General features: G+C 62.6%; 19 protein-coding genes. 14 read left to right on the top strand and 5 right to left on the bottom strand.

The genetic code is table 11. The features are described from left to right. Positions 1-318: 318 nt before the first annotated feature. A complete protein-coding gene (locus OP495_RS13830) occupies positions 319-702 on the top strand; it encodes a DUF423 domain-containing protein (protein WP_280562539.1) in 384 nt (127 codons plus the stop codon). 16 nt (positions 703-718) lie between these two features. Here OP495_RS13830 and OP495_RS13825 read toward each other — a convergent pair whose 3' ends face one another. Together OP495_RS13825 and OP495_RS13820 are read right to left on the bottom strand one after the other, a co-directional pair. Next, on the bottom strand, positions 719-1,141 hold the full coding sequence (locus OP495_RS13825) for a PaaI family thioesterase (RefSeq protein ID WP_280562538.1): 423 nt from the start codon (positions 1,139-1,141) through the stop codon (positions 719-721). A gap of 173 nt (positions 1,142-1,314) precedes the next feature. Continuing rightward, on the bottom strand, positions 1,315-3,516 hold the full coding sequence (locus OP495_RS13820) for a malate synthase G (protein ID WP_280570071.1): 2,202 nt from the start codon (positions 3,514-3,516) through the stop codon (positions 1,315-1,317). A 232-nt stretch (positions 3,517-3,748) separates the two neighbouring features. Here OP495_RS13820 and OP495_RS13815 point away from each other — a divergent pair, with 232 nt between their 5' ends. The 5 genes from OP495_RS13815 to OP495_RS13795 all read left to right on the top strand — a co-directional run bounded on the left by OP495_RS13815 (position 3,749) and on the right by OP495_RS13795 (position 8,160). After that, a complete protein-coding gene (locus tag OP495_RS13815) occupies positions 3,749-4,750 on the top strand; it encodes an alpha/beta hydrolase (RefSeq protein ID WP_280562536.1) in 1,002 nt (333 codons plus the stop codon). Continuing rightward, positions 4,747-5,238, top strand: a complete 492-nt coding sequence (locus tag OP495_RS13810; RefSeq protein WP_280570068.1) for a hypothetical protein — start codon at positions 4,747-4,749, stop codon at positions 5,236-5,238. The genes OP495_RS13815 and OP495_RS13810 overlap by 4 nt, the downstream gene beginning before the upstream one ends. 72 nt (positions 5,239-5,310) lie before the next feature. Next, the gene (locus OP495_RS13805; protein WP_280570065.1) at positions 5,311-6,420 is read left to right on the top strand and encodes an aminotransferase class I/II-fold pyridoxal phosphate-dependent enzyme; all 1,110 of its coding nucleotides are present in this window, start codon (positions 5,311-5,313) and stop codon (positions 6,418-6,420) included. 2 nt (positions 6,421-6,422) lie between these two features. Then, positions 6,423-7,472, top strand: coding sequence for a DUF4105 domain-containing protein (locus OP495_RS13800; RefSeq protein WP_280570062.1), 1,050 nt, complete (start codon positions 6,423-6,425; stop codon positions 7,470-7,472). A 184-nt stretch (positions 7,473-7,656) separates the two neighbouring features. Beyond that, complete coding sequence (locus OP495_RS13795) at positions 7,657-8,160, top strand: hypothetical protein (RefSeq protein ID WP_280562532.1); 504 nt, start codon at positions 7,657-7,659, stop codon at positions 8,158-8,160. A gap of 195 nt (positions 8,161-8,355) precedes the next feature. On the opposite strand, the gene OP495_RS13790 is transcribed toward OP495_RS13795, so the two are convergent. Continuing rightward, positions 8,356-9,870: a YifB family Mg chelatase-like AAA ATPase gene (locus tag OP495_RS13790; RefSeq protein WP_280570060.1), complete on the bottom strand. Its 1,515-nt coding sequence runs from the start codon at positions 9,868-9,870 to the stop codon at positions 8,356-8,358. A 126-nt stretch (positions 9,871-9,996) separates the two neighbouring features. Then, positions 9,997-10,350 (bottom strand): accessory factor UbiK family protein, encoded by a 354-nt coding sequence (locus OP495_RS13785; RefSeq protein WP_280570058.1) that lies wholly within the window; start codon positions 10,348-10,350, stop codon positions 9,997-9,999. Between the two features lie 257 nt (positions 10,351-10,607). Here OP495_RS13785 and OP495_RS13780 point away from each other — a divergent pair, with 257 nt between their 5' ends. The 3 genes from OP495_RS13780 (at position 10,608) to glnK (ending at position 12,722) form a co-directional block, all read left to right on the top strand. Continuing rightward, positions 10,608-10,946, top strand: a complete 339-nt coding sequence (locus tag OP495_RS13780) for a P-II family nitrogen regulator (RefSeq protein ID WP_280562529.1) — start codon at positions 10,608-10,610, stop codon at positions 10,944-10,946. Between the two features lie 27 nt (positions 10,947-10,973). Beyond that, entirely contained in the window at positions 10,974-12,224 is a 1,251-nt protein-coding gene (locus OP495_RS13775; RefSeq protein ID WP_280570056.1) for an ammonium transporter, read from the top strand. A gap of 159 nt (positions 12,225-12,383) precedes the next feature. Beyond that, positions 12,384-12,722: a P-II family nitrogen regulator gene (glnK, locus tag OP495_RS13770; protein ID WP_178999049.1), complete on the top strand. Its 339-nt coding sequence runs from the start codon at positions 12,384-12,386 to the stop codon at positions 12,720-12,722. A 96-nt stretch (positions 12,723-12,818) separates the two neighbouring features. On the opposite strand, the gene OP495_RS13765 is transcribed toward glnK, so the two are convergent. Beyond that, positions 12,819-13,340, bottom strand: a complete 522-nt coding sequence (locus OP495_RS13765; protein WP_280570054.1) for an ankyrin repeat domain-containing protein — start codon at positions 13,338-13,340, stop codon at positions 12,819-12,821. A gap of 110 nt (positions 13,341-13,450) precedes the next feature. On the opposite strand from OP495_RS13765, the gene OP495_RS13760 reads away from it, so the two are divergent. The 5 genes from OP495_RS13760 (at position 13,451) to OP495_RS13740 (ending at position 18,774) form a co-directional block, all read left to right on the top strand. Further along, positions 13,451-14,335, top strand: coding sequence for a LysR family transcriptional regulator (locus OP495_RS13760; protein WP_280570052.1), 885 nt, complete (start codon positions 13,451-13,453; stop codon positions 14,333-14,335). A 157-nt stretch (positions 14,336-14,492) separates the two neighbouring features. Further along, positions 14,493-15,389, top strand: a complete 897-nt coding sequence (locus OP495_RS13755; RefSeq protein ID WP_280564901.1) for a hypothetical protein — start codon at positions 14,493-14,495, stop codon at positions 15,387-15,389. 62 nt (positions 15,390-15,451) lie between these two features. After that, complete coding sequence (locus tag OP495_RS13750; protein WP_280564902.1) at positions 15,452-16,720, top strand: Xaa-Pro peptidase family protein; 1,269 nt, start codon at positions 15,452-15,454, stop codon at positions 16,718-16,720. A gap of 60 nt (positions 16,721-16,780) precedes the next feature. Continuing rightward, positions 16,781-17,635 carry a glycine betaine ABC transporter substrate-binding protein gene (locus OP495_RS13745; RefSeq protein WP_280570050.1) on the top strand — a complete coding sequence of 285 codons (855 nt, stop codon included), beginning with the start codon at positions 16,781-16,783 and terminating at the stop codon, positions 17,633-17,635. Positions 17,636-17,793: 158 nt separating this feature from the next. After that, the gene (locus tag OP495_RS13740; RefSeq protein WP_280570048.1) at positions 17,794-18,774 is read left to right on the top strand and encodes a GlxA family transcriptional regulator; all 981 of its coding nucleotides are present in this window, start codon (positions 17,794-17,796) and stop codon (positions 18,772-18,774) included. The last annotated feature ends 2 nt before the right edge of the window (positions 18,775-18,776 follow it).

Genomic DNA, 18,776 nt, shown 5'->3' with positions numbered 1-18,776 from the left:
GTCAGCACGGTGAACAACACCCCCGCGCCCAACAAGAGATAAACGAGAATATACGACCAGATGAAATCGCTGACAGGTGTCATCACCGCATAGATGGCGTCATGCAGCGGTGCGACGAGACTGGCGAGAGAGTCCATGGATTAATGCTCCATTATGATTCTTGAGATCGGCAAAGCCGCGACGATACGCCATCCCGAGATGCTTGTCATGGCGTATGCGACGCCATAGTGTAAGCGCCAGCGCGGCGATATCGAGCCCCGGGATAGCATTTCGGCGCTCGCTCACCGTTTCAGCATAGTCAGTGACACAGGATGAGACATGACCCACCGTGGTGGATGGATACTCGTCGCCCTCAGCGGCTTCGTGGTCGTGGTGGCGGGCGCGTTCGGCGCCCACGGCCTGCAGGGCCACAGTGCACCACGCCTGCTAGAGGCCTTCGATACGGGCGTGCGCTATCAGGCATGGCATACCCTGGCCGCCATGGCGGTACTCATCTGGCGGGCGCAGCACCCTCTGAGGGGCCAGACAGCCGTACTCTGGCTATGGGGGCTGGGAATGGCGGCGTTTTCCGGCTCGCTGTACCTTCTGGCCCTGACCGGCGCCCATTGGCTAGGGCCTATCACACCACTCGGTGGACTATCGTTGATGGCCGGCTGGCTGACATTGGCGATATGCGCCTGGCGTCAGCGGTCCGCTAATTGAGCTATCACCTCCTCACTCAATCGTCATCGTTTTCGTCGGGCAACGCGTAGGTCGCAGTGACGGTGGCCACCGGATCCTCGTCATCGGCAGAAAACAAGTGCACCTCGCCGACCACCAGACGCTCGCCCAGCTTGACGACGTGTGCATTGGCGATGAGATCGCGGTCGCCGCGGGCACGGCGCAGGAAGTGGCAGTTGAAGTCCGTGGTCACCGCCATCGGCTCGGGCCCGACCTGGGCCAGGATCGCCACGTACAAGCAGACATCCGCCAGCCCCATCAGGGCAGGCCCCGAGACACAACCACCGGGACGCAAGTGTTCATCCTCGATGGCCAGGCTCATGGTCGCACGCATCTCACCCACGCCTTCGATGGTGCCTTGTCGCTGTGGAAAGACCTCGTCGAGGAACTCCTCGATCGCGGCGGCGGTCATCACGGTCATCCGGGCTCTCCCCTGCGGCTATACGGCGAACACAACGCTGTCGTCAAGATAGCGCAAGCCACCGCAGGGCAAAAGCCGCGAGCCGCGAGCCGCGAAAATCAGCATCGCACAACGCTGAAAGCCCGTAGCCCGTAGCCCGTAGCCCGTAGCCCGTAGCCCGTAGCCCGTAGCTATTATTTTGTCGCCTTGTGCACCGCGCGCCACTGGTGCAGCAGCGGCTCGGTGTAGCCCGCCGGTTGTTCGCGACCCTTGAAGATCAGGTCGGACGCCGCCTGGAAGGCGCTGGACTCGGCCAGGTGCGAGGTCATCGGCGTGTAGTCGGGGTCGTAGGCGTTCTGGTCGTCGACGACCTTGGCCATGCGCTCCAGCGTCTCGCGCACCCGCGCTTCGCTGACGATGCCGTGATACAGCCAGTTGGCGATGTGCTGACTGGAGATACGCAACGTGGCGCGGTCTTCCATCAGACCCACGTCGTGGATGTCCGGCACCTTTGAACAACCCACGCCATGTTCGACCCAACGCACCACATAGCCAAGGATGCCCTGACAGTTGTTATCCAGCTCCTGTTGGATCTCGTCATCGCCCCAACTCGGGTTCTTGTTAGCGCCCGAAGCCGCGCTTTTGACCACCGGCACGCTGAGTAAATCGTCGAGCAGATCGTCGTTCGGTTTGGCTTCCAGTTCGCGCTGAATCGTCGCAACGTCGACCTGGTGATAATGCAGCGCATGCAGTACCGCCGCCGTGGGCGAGGGAACCCAAGCCGTGGTCGCACCCGCTTGGGGATGGCCGATCTTCTGCTCGATCATCGCAGCCATCAGCGCTGGCATCGCCCACATGCCCTTGCCGATCTGCGCCCGACCGCGTAGGCCACACGCCAAACCAGTCTGCACGTTGTTCTTCTCGTAGGCACCGATCCAGGTGGCGCCCTTCATGTCACCCTTACGCAGCATGGCGCCGGCTTCCATGGCGGTGTGCATCTCGTCGCCAGTGCGATCCAGAAAGCCGGTATTGATGAATGCCACGCGCGAGGCGGCTTCATTGATGCACGCCTTGAGGTTGACCGAGGTACGCCGCTCCTCGTCCATGATGCCCATCTTGAGCGTGTCGCGGGGTAGACCCAGCATGTCCTCGATGCGCATGAACAGGCTGTTCGAGAAGGCGACTTCCTTGGGCCCGTGCATCTTCGGCTTAACGATATAAACCGAGCCTGTCCTCGAGTTACTAGCTTCACCTTCGCCTTTCTTGAGATCGTGAATCGCCAGCAGGCTGGTGATCACGCCATCCAATAGGCCCTCGGGGATCTCGTTGCCCTCGCCGTCGAGCACCGCCGGCGTGGTCATCAGATGGCCGACGTTGCGCACGAACAGTAGCGAGCGCCCGGGCAGTCGCACCTGGCCACCCTGCGGCGCCGTGTAATCGCGATCCGGGTTGAGGCGCCGCGTCACGGTCTTGCCACCCTTGTCGAACGACTCGGCGAGATCGCCCTTCATCAGACCCAGCCAGTTGCGATAAAGCTGGGTCTTGTCCTCGGCATCCACTGCGGCCACGGAGTCCTCGCAGTCCATGATCGTACTCACCGCCGCCTCGACCAGGACATCCTTGACGCGCGCCGGATCGGTCTTGCCGATGGGATGCGTCGCGTCGAACTGCACTTCCAGATGCAAGCCGTGGTTGGCCAGCAAGACCGCGGTGGGCGCTTCGGTCTCGCCCTGATAGCCCATCAACTGCGCGGGACGCGCCAGCGTCGTTTCGCGGCCACCCTGCAATTGCACCATCAGCTTGCCGTCGCGGATGCTGTAACCACTCGACTCGGCATGCGAGCCCTCGGCCAGCGGCGCGGCCTGATCGAGCACGCCTCGAGCATAGGCGACGACCGCTTCGCCACGCTTGGGATTGTAGTCCTGCCCCTTCTCGGCGCCATCGGTCTCGGGAATCACATCGGTGCCATAGAGCGCATCGTAAAGGCTGCCCCAACGTGCGTTGGCGGCATTGAGCGCATAACGCGCGTTGCTCACCGGGACCACGAGTTGCGGTCCGGCCTGGATGGCGATTTCGTCGTCGACATGGGCGGTCGTCGCTTGCACCTTCGCCGGCGCCTCGACCAAATAGCCAATGTCTTTCAAGAAGGCGCGATAGGCGTCCATGTCCCGCACCGGTCCAGGATGGGCCTTGTGCCACGCATCCAACTCAGCCTGCAGCCGTTCGCGTTCGGACAGAAGTTCACGGTTGGTGGGCGTGAGGTCATGGACCAAGGCATCGAACCCGGCCCAGAAGGCGTCGGCGTCGACACCCGTACCGGGCAAGGCTTCGTCGTTGATGAAACGATCGAGCTGGCTGGCCACCTGCAAACGATGGCGTGTCGTACGGTCTGTCATGGGGCTCTCCTCGGGTGTCGTACCAAATGTGGAAAATAATTCCACAAATTAGACGTAAATCCTCGCGCTGTCATCTCCACCATTGGTCTGAGCGCCGTTTCCGGCGTCGAATAACGCGATGCACCTGCCGATACATGCCTGTCAGTATCTGAAAATCGCTGGGCGAAATAGCCACTTCCCGGTAGCCTCGGGGCCGCGCGGGCGCTAGCATGGAACGCACTTGGAGAACTGAATGACCGACTTTACCCCCCTGAAACAGCTAGGCCCGCTGACGCCGATGGCACGCCCCGTGTCACCGACCATGAGTGCCTATCTCGAGCACTACCGCTTAGCGTCGCTGTTGACCGAAAACACCGATCTGCATGCCGGCTTCTTCGAGGCCCGGGGGTTTCAATTATGGGCACAGGTATGGAGCCCGCCCGAACCGCAAGGCACGGCGTTCGTCGTGCATGGCTACTTCGATCATCTAGGACTCTACCGCCACCTGCTCAAACTGCTGTTGGCGCGTGGCTGGCGCGTGGTGATGTGGGACCTTCCGGGGCATGGGCTCTCCAGCGGCGCGCGCGCTTCCATCGACGACTTCGACGACTATGTCGGCTGCCTGAGCGCGCTGACCGAGGAGGTCACGCGTCTCGGCCTGTCCGATGGCCCCTGGATCGGCATCGGCCAAAGCACCGGCGCGTCGATTCTCGCCACCGACGCCCTGGCCCACGGCCATCAGACACGCTGGGACGGCCTCGCGCTGCTGGCACCGCTGGTGCGTCCCTGGGGCTGGCAGCAATCCAGCTGGCTGCACCGTGTGGTTAGTCCCTTCGTGCGCTCGGTGCCGCGCCGGTTTCGCCCCAACACCACCGATCTCGGCTTCGCCGATTTCCTGCGCCGCGGCGACCCCTTGCAGCCCGACCGCTTAGCCTTGACCTGGGTCAGCGCCATGCGCGACTGGATTCCTCTGCTGCTCTCCATGCCGCCCAGCGAATTGCCGGTGCTGATCCTCCAGGGAGAACAAGACTTCACCGTAGACTGGCAATGGAACCTGGAAACGCTGAAGGACAAATTTCCCAAGGCCGATGTCCATCGTCATCCCGAGGCACGCCATCATCTGGTCAACGAGGCCAAGCCGATTCGTACCCCTCTATTCCATGAGCTGGAGGGGTTCCTGGCGAGTTACGAGCGCCGGCTTGAGCCGCACGACGCACTACCCAGCGCCACCCCTTGCCCGCAGGAAACACCATGAAGCCTGCCCGCGCCGTGGGCATCATCCTACTATGTCTGCTGTTGGCGGGATGCGCCGGACTTGGCGGCGTATCGCCCGGCGACATGCGTCAGGCAGTCTATGGCATGAGCAACCAGGCCGCCGAGGCATTGCTCGAATCGCCGCCCTGGTCGGGTGACACGCAGGATATCGTGGTGATGCTGGCACCGCCGACGGTATCACCTGCGCTGGGCATCGCGCCGGGGCGGCTCACGGAAACCCTGGGCCGCGCCCTACTGGCACAGGCCAAGGGCCCCCAGGTCCTCGACTGGACGCCGGGCATGCTGGCCGACGAGGCGCCGAACAATCACTGGGTGCTCGAGAGCAAACTCCAAGGCAACGGGATACTGCGGCTCTCCGACCGGGAGTTGCGTCCCTATCAGTGGGAAATCACGCTACGCCGCCCCGGCCAGGACGCCCCCAGCTGGCGCGCTACGCTCTCCGGGGCGCTGGACGCCAGTGCGCTATAAACCCAGGCGTGTCACGTTGTGCCCAGCGCGTCTCGGTCGCACAATGAGCCTTTTGCGTTTCAGGAGTCTCGCATGTCGCGTCACGCTCGACACCTCGATCGTTCCGGCCCGCACAATCCGTTCCCCGGTCTCAAGGCGCTGGAACGCAAATTAGGCCGCGAGGTACCGCATCGCCTGGGCTCCAATGAAGGGCTGGACATGCCCCATCAGGCGCTCAAGGCGCGTTTCGGCGATGAGCTCGCCACGCTGGCCCGCGCCTACGGCGATGCCGAGGCCATGGACGTGCGCCAACGCCTGAACACCCAGCTTGGCACGCCGCTGGAGGCGCTGGTCATCGACGCCGGTGCCGACAGCCTGATGGCGCTCGCCCTGCGCACGCTGTGCGACCCCGGCAGCACGGTGATCGCCAGCGCGGGCACTTATCCCACGTTCAGTTACTTTGCCGAAGGCCAGGGGTGCCATCTTGTCGAGGTCGACTATCGCGACGCCCCCGGTGTGCTGGCGCCGGACCTCGACGCCCTGGCCGCCCGCGCAGTGCGCGATAACGCCCGCGTAGTGTATCTGGCCAATCCCGACAATCCCAGCGGCCACCTGCACCGCGACGCCGATGTATTGGCACTGCGCGACGCCCTGCCAGAGGACTGCACACTGCTGCTCGACGAGGCCTATCACGACTTCCGCGACGATGCCGATGCTCCCGCTGCAGGCGAGGTCTGGTCCGGCGTGGTGCGCCTACGCACCTTCTCCAAGGCGCATGGCCTGGCCGGACTGCGGATCGGCTACGCTATCGCCGAACCGGGACTGGTCGAGGTGATGCACAAGGTGCGCATCCATTACGCGGTGTCGTCGCTGGCGCTGGCCGCCGCCGACACCGTGCTCGATCATCCTCAGGAGACCGCGCAGCACGTACGCGACGTGATCGCCCGCCGCGAAGCCCTGGCCGAGCACCTGCGCACGCTAGGTGCCGACATACCCCCCAGCGCCACCAACTTCATCGCCGTGCGTCTGCCGGAGGCGGAACTCACCGCCCGCGTCCATCGCGAACTGCTCGACGCCGGTACGCTCGTACATCGCCCCGCGCATCCCGCGCTAGGCCACGTGCTGCGTATCAGCACGCTCGAGGACGCTCTTGAGCCTGGCCGACTGGCCGCGCTGGAACGCGCACTCGAGGCACAGCACTGAGCATGGCACGCACTGCTTGGCTTGCCTCACTATGGCACTGGCTCATCGCCGGCGTGCTGGCACTGCTGATCGTCGCCAGCAGCGGCTGGGCGGTGCTGGCGCTGTGGTATCGCCTTCCCGGCCCTACCGTGCTGCGTTACGGCGTGGCGGGACTGTGGATCGTTGTCGCGCTGGCGTGCTGCGTGGGGCTTTTCCTCAAGGGCTGGCCGGCGCGCGCCCTGCTCGGCTACCTGGCCATGTACCTCGTGCTCGGCGTCTGGTGGTGGACGATCCAACCCGCTACCGAGCGCGATTGGGCACCGGATGTCGCGCATATCGTCAGCGGCACGCAGAAAGACGACAACCGCGTCACGCTAGATAACGTGCGCAACTTCCACTGGCGCACGCCGCAGGATTTCGATGAGCGTTGGGAAAACCGCCACTACGACCTGGATCAGCTGCGTTCGGTCGATCTGCTGGTGTCCTACTGGATGGGGCCGGCCATCGCCCATACGCTGGTCAGCTTCGGCTTCGAGGACGGGCGCTACCTGACGTTTTCGGTGGAAATCCGCAAGGAGCGCGGCGAAGCCTTTTCCACCCTGGGCGGCTTCTTCAAGGAATACGAAGTCAGCATCATCGCCGCCGACGAGCGCGACATCGTGCGTGTGCGTACCAATGTGCGCGGCGAAGACGTCTATCTGTATCGCGTGCAGATGCCCAAGCCGGTCATGCAAGACCTATTTCGCGCCTACCTCGACGAGGCCCATGAACTGCAACGCGATCCGCGCTACTACAACACGCTGACCTCCAACTGCACCACGCTGGTCTACGCCATGATGAAACGCATCGTTCCCCGCCTGCCCTTCGACTACCGCCTGCTGCTATCCGGCTACCTGCCCGAATACGTGCACGACGTCGGCGCGTTGGCCCCCGGCGCTCCCTTCTCCGCACTCAAGGCCCAAGGCCACATCAACGCCCGCGCCCGACAAGCAGGCAACGCCGACGACTTCTCCGCGCGCATACGCGACGGCATCCCCGGTGCCGACGCTCCCTCCTACGACGCGGACGACTAAACGCCTCCATTGCCGCCGATCAGTCAGTCCAACTGACGATAGCCGGTATCTGAATCCTTCCCTGCCTCCACTATTTCTCTCTACGGCACTCCACTATTCGGTACAATAGGTTTCGCTCATATGGATGGCATCGTGAGGGGTAATGGGGAAACCAAAAGCTGGGGTTCAGTGGAGGCCGCATAAGATGGCGGGAGAGGTCTTCGATCTCAACCACCTGCATCCATATGAAACAGAGTATGTGGTACCTCCCAAAGGGAGCAATCCTGAACACCGCTTCAAGGTCAGCGTGAGTTTTGGCCTTCATTGCTTTACTAAGACGCCAGACGACGTAGCAGCAGTACCTGATGATGGCTGGTATGCAGATAACCGCGAACGACGAGCTTTCTGCCAGGAGCGGTGGAAGCTTTCGAAGATGCTGCCAGGGATTATCGAGACCTTAGGCGATCGAAGATGCCTCCACACAGGCCGAGAAGAGTTCGTCACTATTGAGGTAGTCGTGGATGGGCGCCAGTTCGACTATGCGGTGTTCTTCCTGATCACGAAAGGAGGGAAATCGGGGGCTGATCTCAATTTGTTCATCGTCAGCGCCCATGAGCGTTATAACGCCCTCAAGTACAAAAAGCCGATTCGTTTCCATGTGATTCTGATGAACCGCTACCAGGGAAAACCGATCAAGGTGCCTCGGTAGGCACATGAAAACGCCCCGCATAGGCGGGGCGTTTTCTTAATCCGGAGCCTCTTGAATATTCCACTCTTGGGTGCGAACCACCTTCGTGGTGGGCGGGCGCTTACACCGGTCTGCGCTTCCTTTGGCATTAAGGATGGCTCATACCGAGGATTCCGTCAATATGGAGCTGGCATTGGAGCCATAAGACGCCAGCCCTTAAACGCCCCCATTGCCGCCGATCAGCCGGTCCAGCTGGCGATAGCCGATGGCTTCCATCAGTTGGGGCTGTCGGGGGCGGGGCTCCTCGGCGAGGTCGGCGAGGGTCAGGGCGACGCGCAGCACGCGATGGTAGGCGCGGGCGGAGAGGTTGAGGCGGTTGAGCACGTCGGCCAGCCAGGTGCGCTCCTGGCCATCCAGTGCGCAGAGATTCTCCAGCGTACGGCTGGGTAAATAAGCGTTGAGCGCGCCGCGCTGGGCCTGGCGTTGGCGGGCGGCGAGCACACGCTGGCGGACGACCTCGGAGCTTTCGCCGCTGCGTTGCTCGGTGAGTTGCGCGGCGGGTAGCGCGGGAACTTCCACCTGCAGATCGATACGGTCGAGCAACGGGCCCGAGATACGTGCTTGATAACGTTGCACCTGAGCCGGCGTGCACACACAGGCCTTGCGTGGGTCACCGAGATGCCCGCACGGGCACGGGTTCATGGCCGCGACGAGCTGAAAGCGAGCGGGAAAGCAGCTCTGCATCAACGCCCGCGAGACGACGATCTGCCCCGATTCCAGCGGTTCACGTAACACCTCCAGCACACGCCGATCGAACTCCGGCAATTCATCCAGAAACAGCACCCCGTGATGCGCCAGGGAAATCTCTCCCGGACGCGGCTTGCCGCCACCGCCTACCAACGCTACACCGCTGGCGGTGTGATGCGGCGTACGAAACGGGCGCTGCCCCCAGCGTTCTAAGATCGGCAGGCCGCATACCGAGCGCACGGCGGCCACTTCCAGCGCTTCATCTTCTTGGAGGGGTGGCAAAATCCCGGGTAATCGACTGGCGAGCATGGTCTTGCCGGTACCCGGTGGGCCAGCGAACAAAAGATTGTGGCCACCGCTGGCGGCAACTTCCAACGCCCGCCGGGCCTGCTGCTGGCCACGCACCTCGGCGAGGTCAGGCTCGGCCAAGCGCGGTGCAGGTCGCTCACCAAGTTGGTGCGGTGCAATTTTCTCCTGCTTGAGCAAGTGCGCGACGACCTGCGGCAGATCAGCGGCAGGGAGGACGTCCAGATCACCGGCCAACGCCGCTTCATCGGCGTTGCTTTCGGGCAAAAGCAGAGCACGCCCGGCACGACGCGCTTCCAGGGCCGCCGGCAAGACCCCGCGCACGGGACGCAACTTGCCATCCAGTGCCAGCTCGCCCAGACATTCCAACCCTGCCACAGCCTCGACGGGAATCTGCCCTGAAGCCACCAGAATGCCCAGCGCAATGGGAAGATCGAAGCGTCCGCCTTCCTTGGGGAGATCCGCCGGGGCGAGATTGAGCGTGATGCGTCGCGTGGGAAAGTCGAAACCGGTATTAATCAGAGCGCTGCGCACCCGCTCGCGGCTTTCTTTGACCGCCGCCTCCGGCAGGCCGACGATCGCCAATCCCGGGAGGCCGTTGGTGAGATGTACTTCGACCAGCACATCCGGCGCCTCCAGCCCCAAACCGGCACGCGTATTGATGATGGCAAGCGCCATGCAGCTTCCTCCCGATAATATCAAAATATGCGTATACACTAATTTATTGGCTACAGTAACGCACGTGATGCGGAAGGTAGGGGACCGCCTCGACGGGCCGAGACGGCGTCAGTTGGCAGGCGACGATCAGTTCTGGTGCGAGGTATCGGACGTACGCGTCTCGTCGGCGTCGTCCTTGGCGTCGTGTTCGGTCGTCGGCTCGGCACCTTCGGCGGCGGCCACCGGGGCGCTCTGGCCCACGTCCAGCGCCGCTTCCAATGCCGCGACCTGTGCCTCGAGCGATTCGACACGCGAACGCGTGCGCTGCAGCACTTCCATCAGGATGTCGAAGTCTTCACGCGAGACCAGCTCCATGCGATCGAAGGCGCCGCGCATCACGCCTTGAACGCTGCGCTGGATATCTTCCGGCGCGTGCGAGGCGTCCTGGAGCCGGTCGCCGACTTGCTGTGCGAGACGTGAGAAGAGGTCTTGTGTCGCCATGAGAGTTCCCTCGGATTGAACGTTTCCTTCCTCGCCACAGCATACGCAAGGCCAGTGAAGTACGCATGCCCTATGTTGGTGCGGACTCGTCAGCACTGCGCACCAAAACCTTGCGACGAGCGGCCCATGTTTGGGCACTACCCTCGACGAGGTTTCCACACCTTTCCGTAAACAGCTGTTTTTAATGGCACACAGCCAATATGGCATGGCTTCTGCGTACGTCCCGAGAGGCGAAAGCCGACAACGGGAGAACTGGCATGAAGCTCATTACCGCCATCATCAAACCTTTCAAGCTGGACGATGTCCGCGAGGCGCTGGCCGATAACGGCGTCCAGGGGATCACCGCCACAGAAGTGAAAGGTTTTGGACGCCAAAAGGGTCACACGGAACTCTACCGCGGCGCTGAATACGTCGTGGACTTCCTCCCCAAGGTAAAAATAGAAATCGCCGTGGAGGAAGACCGATTGGAAGGTGTGCTGGAGGCGATCAGCAATGCCGCGAACAGCGGCAAGATCGGCGACGGCAAACTATTCGTCACGCCGCTCGAAGACGTCATTCGTATTCGTACAGGTGAACGCGGCGCCGACGCCGTTTAAGGCCAGGGCTGAAGGGAGACACAATAAATGACTGAAGATATTACGCAGCTATCGTACGCGCTCGACACTTTCTACTTTCTGGTCTGCGCCGTGCTGGTCATGTGGATGGCCGCCGGCTTCGCCATGCTCGAAGCAGGCCTGGTCCGCGCCAAGAATACGGCGGAAATCCTGACCAAGAACGTAATGTTGTTCGCCATCTCTTGCACCATGTATCTGCTGTTCAGCTATCACTTGATGTATTCCAGTGGCGCTGGCGGGTTCCTGCCAAGTCTGGGCTTCCTGCTTGGCGGTGAAAACAGCGTCGGCCAAGTGATGAGCAGCAACGGCGATATCTATTATTCCAATCGTGCCGACTTCTTCTTCCAGGTGGTGTTCGTGGCGACTGCCATGTCCATCGTCTCCGGGGCCGTGGCGGAACGCATGAAACTCTGGGCATTTCTGGCCTTCGCGGTGGTGATGACCGCGATTATCTACCCGACGTCCGGTTACTGGACCTGGGGCGGCGGCTGGCTCGCCGAGCTGGGCTATTCCGACTACGCTGGCTCGGGCATCGTCCATATGGCGGGGGCGGCCGCGGCCTTGGCCGGGGTGCTGGTACTCGGCCCACGTAAGGGCAAGTACGGCAAGAACGGCGCGATCTACGCCATTCCTGGCGCCAACCTGCCGCTGGCAACGCTGGGGACCTTCATTCTGTGGATGGGCTGGTTCGGCTTCAACGGTGGCTCCGAGCTGATGGTCTCAAACATCGATTCCGCCAATAACATGGCGCAGGTGCTGGTCAACACCAATGCCGCCGCCGCAGGCGGGGTCATCGCCGCGCTGATTCTCGCCAAGATCTGGTTCCGCAAGGCAGACCTGACCATGGCGCTCAACGGTGCTATCGCTGGCCTGGTGGCCATCACCGCCGATCCGCTATCCCCCACGGGCCTGGGTGCCACGCTCATCGGTGCCGTCGGCGGGCTGCTGGTGGTTGTTTCCATCGTGACTCTAGACAAGCTCAAGATCGACGATCCGGTAGGGGCTATCTCCGCGCACGGTGTGGCCGGCTTGTGGGGTGTCCTGGTGGTGCCCCTCACCAATAGCAGCACCTCTTTCGGTGCACAGATCATCGGCGCCCTCGCCATCTTCCTGTGGTGCTTCATCGCCAGCCTGATCGTATGGTTGATCATCAAGGCCGTGATGGGTATCCGAGTCAGCGAAGAAGAAGAATACGAAGGGGTCGACTTGGCCGAATGTGGCCTGGAAGCCTACCCCGAGTTTTCCTCCAGCAAGACGTAAACCTTGCTGGAGTACCGAGTGAGCTGGCGTGCTCCCCTGGCCCCCTTCGGGGGGCCTTTTTTAATCCCGCGACCAGCGGTGTATGCTTGCAAGCATGATCGTTGGGCATAATCGAGGGTGGTATGCGCCACCCGTATATACGATGCGAGGAGAAAGACGATGAAATTGGTGACCGCCATCATCAAGCCGTTCAAGCTCGACGACGTTCGTGAGTCGTTGTCCGAGATCGGCGTTCAGGGGATTACCGTCACGGAAGTGAAGGGCTTTGGCCGTCAGAAGGGGCATACCGAGCTGTATCGAGGGGCAGAATACGTGGTCGACTTCCTGCCCAAGGTCAAGCTCGAGGTCGCCGTCGACGACGACATGATCGAAAAGGTGATCGACGCCATCACGCAGGTGTCCAACACCGGCAAGATTGGCGACGGCAAGATCTTTGTCTCGCCGCTCGAACAGGTCATCCGTATCCGCACCGGCGAGACCGGCAAGGACGCGGTGTAAGCGCACTCAGCCAGCCGGCTGAAGCAGCCTCTGAACTCGCCATGCCCCTGCTCTCAGGGGCGTTGTCGTTTCCAGGCGATTGTGGCGAAGAGGTGCTTACACGGCGTCGAGTATCGCGGGCGTCTGCGTCGCGCCCATCGCCGAAGCGAGTTCGCTCGCCGTCATGCCTCGACTGTCGGTGGCATGAGGATCGGCGTCTTGCGCCAGCAGGAAGTCGACGACCTCGGCGTTGTCGAACATGGCGGCGAACATCAATGCTGTCTTGTCGTCGGGAGAGCGGGCGTTGACCGAGGCGCCATGCGAGATCAACAGCTCGGCCATGGCAAAATCGCCCTTGAAGGCCGCGCCAGAGAGCGGATGATGACCGTTGTCGTTGTACATCTCGGGGTCCGCGCCCTGCTCGAGCAGTAGCCGCGTGGCTTCGAGATGGCCATGATAGCTGGCCAGCATCAGCAAACTGTCGCCCTTGTCGTTGCGCATATTGGGCGGCAAGCCCTGGGCCAGCCATCCGCGTAGCTTTTCCGACTCGCCGTTACGTGCGCTGTTGAAGATCTCCGTGGCCAGGCGGATCGTGGCCTCATCCAGCTCGGCGTTGGCGGCGTCGTCATCATCCGACATCGTGTCGTGCTCCTTGTGGCATTTCCGTGTGACATCTGGTATCGAGCGTAGCATGCCGTTTCACGCCACGCGCCACTCTTCAGCCATCCATCAAGAGCCTCGCGAGTCCCATGCTGGATATCAAGTATTACGTATTGATCAACGCCATTGCCACACATGGCACGGTGCACGATGCCGCCGCCGCCATCGGCATCACCCAGCCTGCGGCCACGCATCGCATTCGTGAAATGGAGCGCCGCCTAGGCGTGGCGCTGTTTCACCGCGAAGGGCGCCGGCTGACGCTGTCCGCCTCGGGCGAACGGCTGCTCGAGACCGCCCACGAGGTATTGCCTCGCCTGCGCAGCGCCGAGCTGGAAGCGTGGCAGTTGGCACGCCGGGCCGACCCTGCCCTGCGCCTGGGCATCGGCCCCTATGACACCTTCTCGCGGGCGATTCCGCATCTCTACGACCAGCATGCACGCGACATCGACCTGGTGCGCTTGCCCATGGCGGACATGACCACGGCATTACTGGCCAACCGTGTCGATATGGTCTGCATGATAGAGGTGCCCTCGCAACGCGGCATCGACCACCAGTTGCTGTTCGAGGAACCGCTGGTGGCCGTGTTGCCACCCGAGCACCCTTATGCACAAAGCGATGCAGTGCCCGCCGAGATCTTCGATCAGGGGCGGCATTTCACTTACAGCATCACCCCCGAATCCGGCCATGAGTTCGAGCATTTCTTCCAGCCGGCCGGTGTCTATCCCTCGCACATGGTGCAGATCGAGTCGGTGGCCTTGATCCTGGAGCTCGTCGCCGCCGGCAAGGGCGTGAGCATTCTCTCGCGCTGGGCCGCGCGGGACGCGCATCAGACAGGACGCGTCGTCATGCGTCCCTTGGCCGGCGAGCTGCCACGTATTCCCTGGTACCTGGCCTATACGCAAACGCCCCACATCGAAGCTGTCGCCCAGCCCTTGGCGGCCACGCTACGGCACCTCTACCGCGCTGACGCCTAAGACAAGACTTTATCCGCCACGGCGCATGCGACCGATAAGAATCTCGTCGCAGATGGCCGGACATTCTCATTAGTTTCACGCCCTCCCTCCTTTTACCGTATCGCTACTCCTCATTAACGACCGCCAATGATCAACGATCGCACAGGAGGGCGATCTCATGTCACAGGAAACGCTCGCAACTCAAACCACCGCGCAGGACGTCACCGACGAGCGTCATCCCCTGGCGCGTTTCATCGATCTCGAACGCTACCCGATCCTGCAACGCGATAGCGATACCTACTGGGCGGCGGTCGAGGGTGTCCGCCAACAACTGCGCACCGACGGCTGTGCCCTGCTATCGCAGTTCATCCGCGAGGACCTCATCGAGCCGCTGCGCAAGGAAAGCGAGGCCCTGGCACCGCAGGCGTTCTACTCGGACAACAACGTCAATCCCTACGTCACGCCGGACGATCCGTCACTGCCCGAGGATCACCCCGCACGCTTCTTCCAGCACTACACCAACGGCTTCGTAGCGCGCGATCTGATCCCCGAGGATGCCATCGTCCAGCAGCTTTACCGCGACCCGGATTTCCAGCGCTTCGTAGCCGACTGCCTCGAAGAGCCGGTGATTTACGAGTTCGCCGATCCCATTGCCGGGCTGGTGATCAACGTGATGCCCGACGACACCGAGCTGCCCTGGCACTTCGATACCAACGAGTTCATCGTCAGCCTGATGACGCGGCGCCCCAATGAAGGCGGCGAGTTCCAGTACGCACCCAGCATCCGCCGTCCCGGCGAGGAAAACTTCGCAGCCGTGCAGCGCGTGCTCGAGGGCGATCACAGCGACGTCAAATCGCTGACGCTCAACACCGGTGACCTGCAGCTCTTCAAGGGGCGCTACTCGATGCACCGCGTCGCCGCCGCCAAGGGCCAGCGCCTGTGCACGCTACTGGGGTACGCCAAGACCCCCGACATGATGGGCAGCCTGGAGCACACCCGGCGCATCTACGGCCGCGTCACCCAGCAGCATATCGATGCCGATAATCAGCGCCGTCACGACGCGCTCATGGGCTAGGTTCCGCTGAAAAGCGTCAGCGCGCGGCCCTCATTTCTCCACTGCACAAAAGGATGCCTTGCATGGGCGATATCGTGTCACTCGCAGGATCCGTTCCCACGGGCGGCCCCTACGCCGGCGGAAGCTTCCGCCATGCCACGCTCGACGCCGCACTGCTCTCGCGCGTCGAGCGCTACCGGCTGCAACGCCTGCGCCAGCAGATGAAGCATCACGAACTGGACGCGGTGATCCTGTTCGATCCCATCAACATTCGCTATGCCTGCGGCGTGCGCAATATGCAGGTCTACTCGCAGCGCAATCCCGCACGCTATCTCTACGTGGCGGCGGACGGCCCGGTGGTGCTGTTTGAATTCAGTGCCTGCCTGCACTTGGCGGCCAACGCCGAGCTGCTCGACGAGGTACATCCTGCCCGCGCGGTGATGCCGCAATACAGCGGCCCGCGCTGCGCGGCGCATACCCAGGCCTTCGTCGATGACATCCGCGGTCTATTCGAGCGTTCGCATACCCAAGGGCAACGTCTGGGTATCGAGTCTGCACCCACTGGCGCCATCGAAGCGCTGGGCCAAGCCGGCTTCGAGCTGACCGATGCCGCCACCGTGGTCGAGGGCGCCAAGTCGATCAAGAGTCTCGACGAGTTGGCTCTGATCCACCGCTCCGTGACCCTGACCGAAGCCGCCATGACGCGCATGGAAGCCGCCATACGCCCCGGCATGAGCGAAAACGAGCTGTGGTCGATATTCAACCAGCACGTGCTGGCCACCGGCGGTGAATACGCCGAAACCCGGCTTCTGAGCTCCGGGGCACGTACCAATCCATGGTTTCAGGAATGCTCGGACAAGGTCATCGCCCCAGGTGAGCTGGTCGCCTTCGATACCGACATCGTGGGTTGCTTCGGCTACTACACGGATTTTTCGCGGACCTTCCACGTGCCTGGCGCGGGCGCGCCCAATGCCGAGCAGAAAGCGCTCTATCGCATGGCCGCCGACCAGCTCGAACGCAACATCGCCCTGCTGCGCCCCGGCATGAGCTTTCGCGACTACTCGCAACAAGCCTGGCCGATACCCGACGGCTATCGCGAGAACCGCTACCTGGACATCGTCCACGGCTGCGGCATGACCGGCGAATGGCCGCTGATCGCTCACGACATGGACTGGGACGACGTCGGCTACGATGGCGCCATCGAGCCCGGCATGACGCTCTGCGTCGAGGCCTATATCGGCCACCGCGACGGCACCGAGGGCGTCAAACTGGAAGAGCAGGTGCTGATCACCGAAGGTGGCATCGAACGCCTCTCGACCTACGGCTATTCCGACACGCTGATGGCAGAATGACGCCGTAGCGCATCACTCTTTCTCATCCCTTTCGATTTACCAACACAAAAAAGGACGCGTATGAAACCGTTAAATACCCTCTTCCTCGCCTGCGGTCTGGCCAGCCTCTCAATGAGCGTCTCGGCTAACGAAACGCTGACCATCGGCACCAACAACTGGTCGGAAAACATCGCCGTCTCGCACATGTGGCAGCAATTGCTCGAAGAGCAAGGCTACGACGTCGAGCTGACCACCACCGGCAAGAGCGTGCTCTTCAGCGGGCTCGCAAACGGCGATCTGGATATCTCGCTGGAAGTCTGGCTCCCGCATGGCGACGCCCAGTACATCAAGCCCTACGAGGACAAGATCGACGTTCACGATGCCTGGTTCGATGGCGCCCAAGACGAACTGGTGGTGCCCGCCTACATGGAAGACATCGACAGCATCAGCGACCTCAAGGACAACGCCGAGCGCTTCAACTATCAGGATAAACCGACCATCATCGGCATCGAATCGGGCTCGGCCATCTCCGGCGAGACCGAAAACGCCATCGAGAGTTACGACCTGCCGTTTCGTCAGTTGAACAGCTCCGGGCCCGCCATGCTCGCGGCCCTCAAGGAAGCCTATGCCAACGAGGAGCCTGTCGCCGTCACGCTCTGGCAGCCGCACTGGGCCTACGCGCAGTACGACCTCAAGGCGCTGAAAGATCCCAAGGAGAGCTATGGCGGCGGTGACGACATCATGTGGATGTCACCCAAGGGCTTTGGCGAAGACCATCCCGAGATCACCGAGATGCTCGACACCTGGCACATGAGCCACGCCCAGTTGGCCGATCTCATGCTGACCATCGAAAACGTCGGCGACCCCACAAAAGGCGCCAAGCAGTGGATCGAGGAACACCGCGACCTCATCGACGGTTGGCTCGCCAAGGATTGATCCCCTCCGGGCCGGTCGTCACGACCGGCCCTCGCCGCTTTATCCCCAGCCGGCACTGCCTTCCCCAACGCTTCGCCCCATGCAACGGGAATTTGCTATGGTAAACGCCTCGGCGCGTCACCGTTCGCCGCCTGAGTCGCTACCATCACGGGGGAGAGATGCGTCTACATTATGCCGGGGCGTCACCCGAGCCCATCGGCTTTCTACTGTTGCCGCGTTTCTCGATGATGGCGTTCTTCTCCGCCATCGAGCCGCTGCGCATCGCCAACCGCATTGCCGGGGAGCGGCTGTTCACCTGGCGCGTGATCGGCCTGGACGGCGCCTCGGTCACCGCCAGCAATGACATGACGCTGCTCGCCGACGACACCCTCGCCTCGGCGCCAGCCCTGCCCAGCATCGCCATCTGTGCCAGTTTCGAGCCCGAAGAGCGCCTAACTCGCCACTTGCTGCATTGGCTGCATCAGCGCCACCAAAGCGACTGCGTGCTGGGCGGCATCGACACCGGCAGCCTGATTCTCGCCCGCGCCGGCCTGCTCGAGGGGCAGCGTGTCACCCTGCACTGGGAAAGCCTGCCGGCGTTTCGCGAACGCTTTCCCGAAGTCGACGCCGTCGAGTCGCTGTTCGAAGTCGGCCCGCGCGGTTTCTCCTGCGCCGGCGGCACCGCCGCGATGGACATGACACTGGACCTGATCGCTCGCCGCCATGGCGATGCGCTGGCCGCTGACGTTTCCGAGCAGCTGATTCATGCCCGCATGCGGCCTCGCCACGACCACCAGCGTCATGATCTGACCCAGCGCCTGGGGACCCACAAGCACAGCGTGATCGAGGCCGTCGCCTTGATGGAGCGTCACATCGAGACGCCGCTGACACTCGCCCGGCTCGCCGCACGCATCGGCATCTCGCTGCGCCAACTACAGCGGCTCTTCGAACAAGAACTCGGCGAGCGGCCACGCGATCACTACCTGCGTCTGCGCTTGCAGCATGCCCGCCAGCTATTGCGGGAAACCGACCGCGACATTCTCAGCATCGGCCTGGCCAGCGGCTTCACCTCCGCCTCCAGTTTCTCGCGGGCCTACAAGCAGCATTTCGGTACCAGCCCGCGCCAGGCACGCCACCCGCGCCCGGACGACGCAACATGACG

It is taken from the genome of Chromohalobacter sp. 296-RDG (genome assembly GCF_029889885.1).
Taxonomy (GTDB): domain Bacteria; phylum Pseudomonadota; class Gammaproteobacteria; order Pseudomonadales; family Halomonadaceae; genus Chromohalobacter.
The sequence above is the reverse complement of the archived record's forward strand: the minus strand, read 5'-3'. Positions and strand labels throughout refer to the sequence as shown.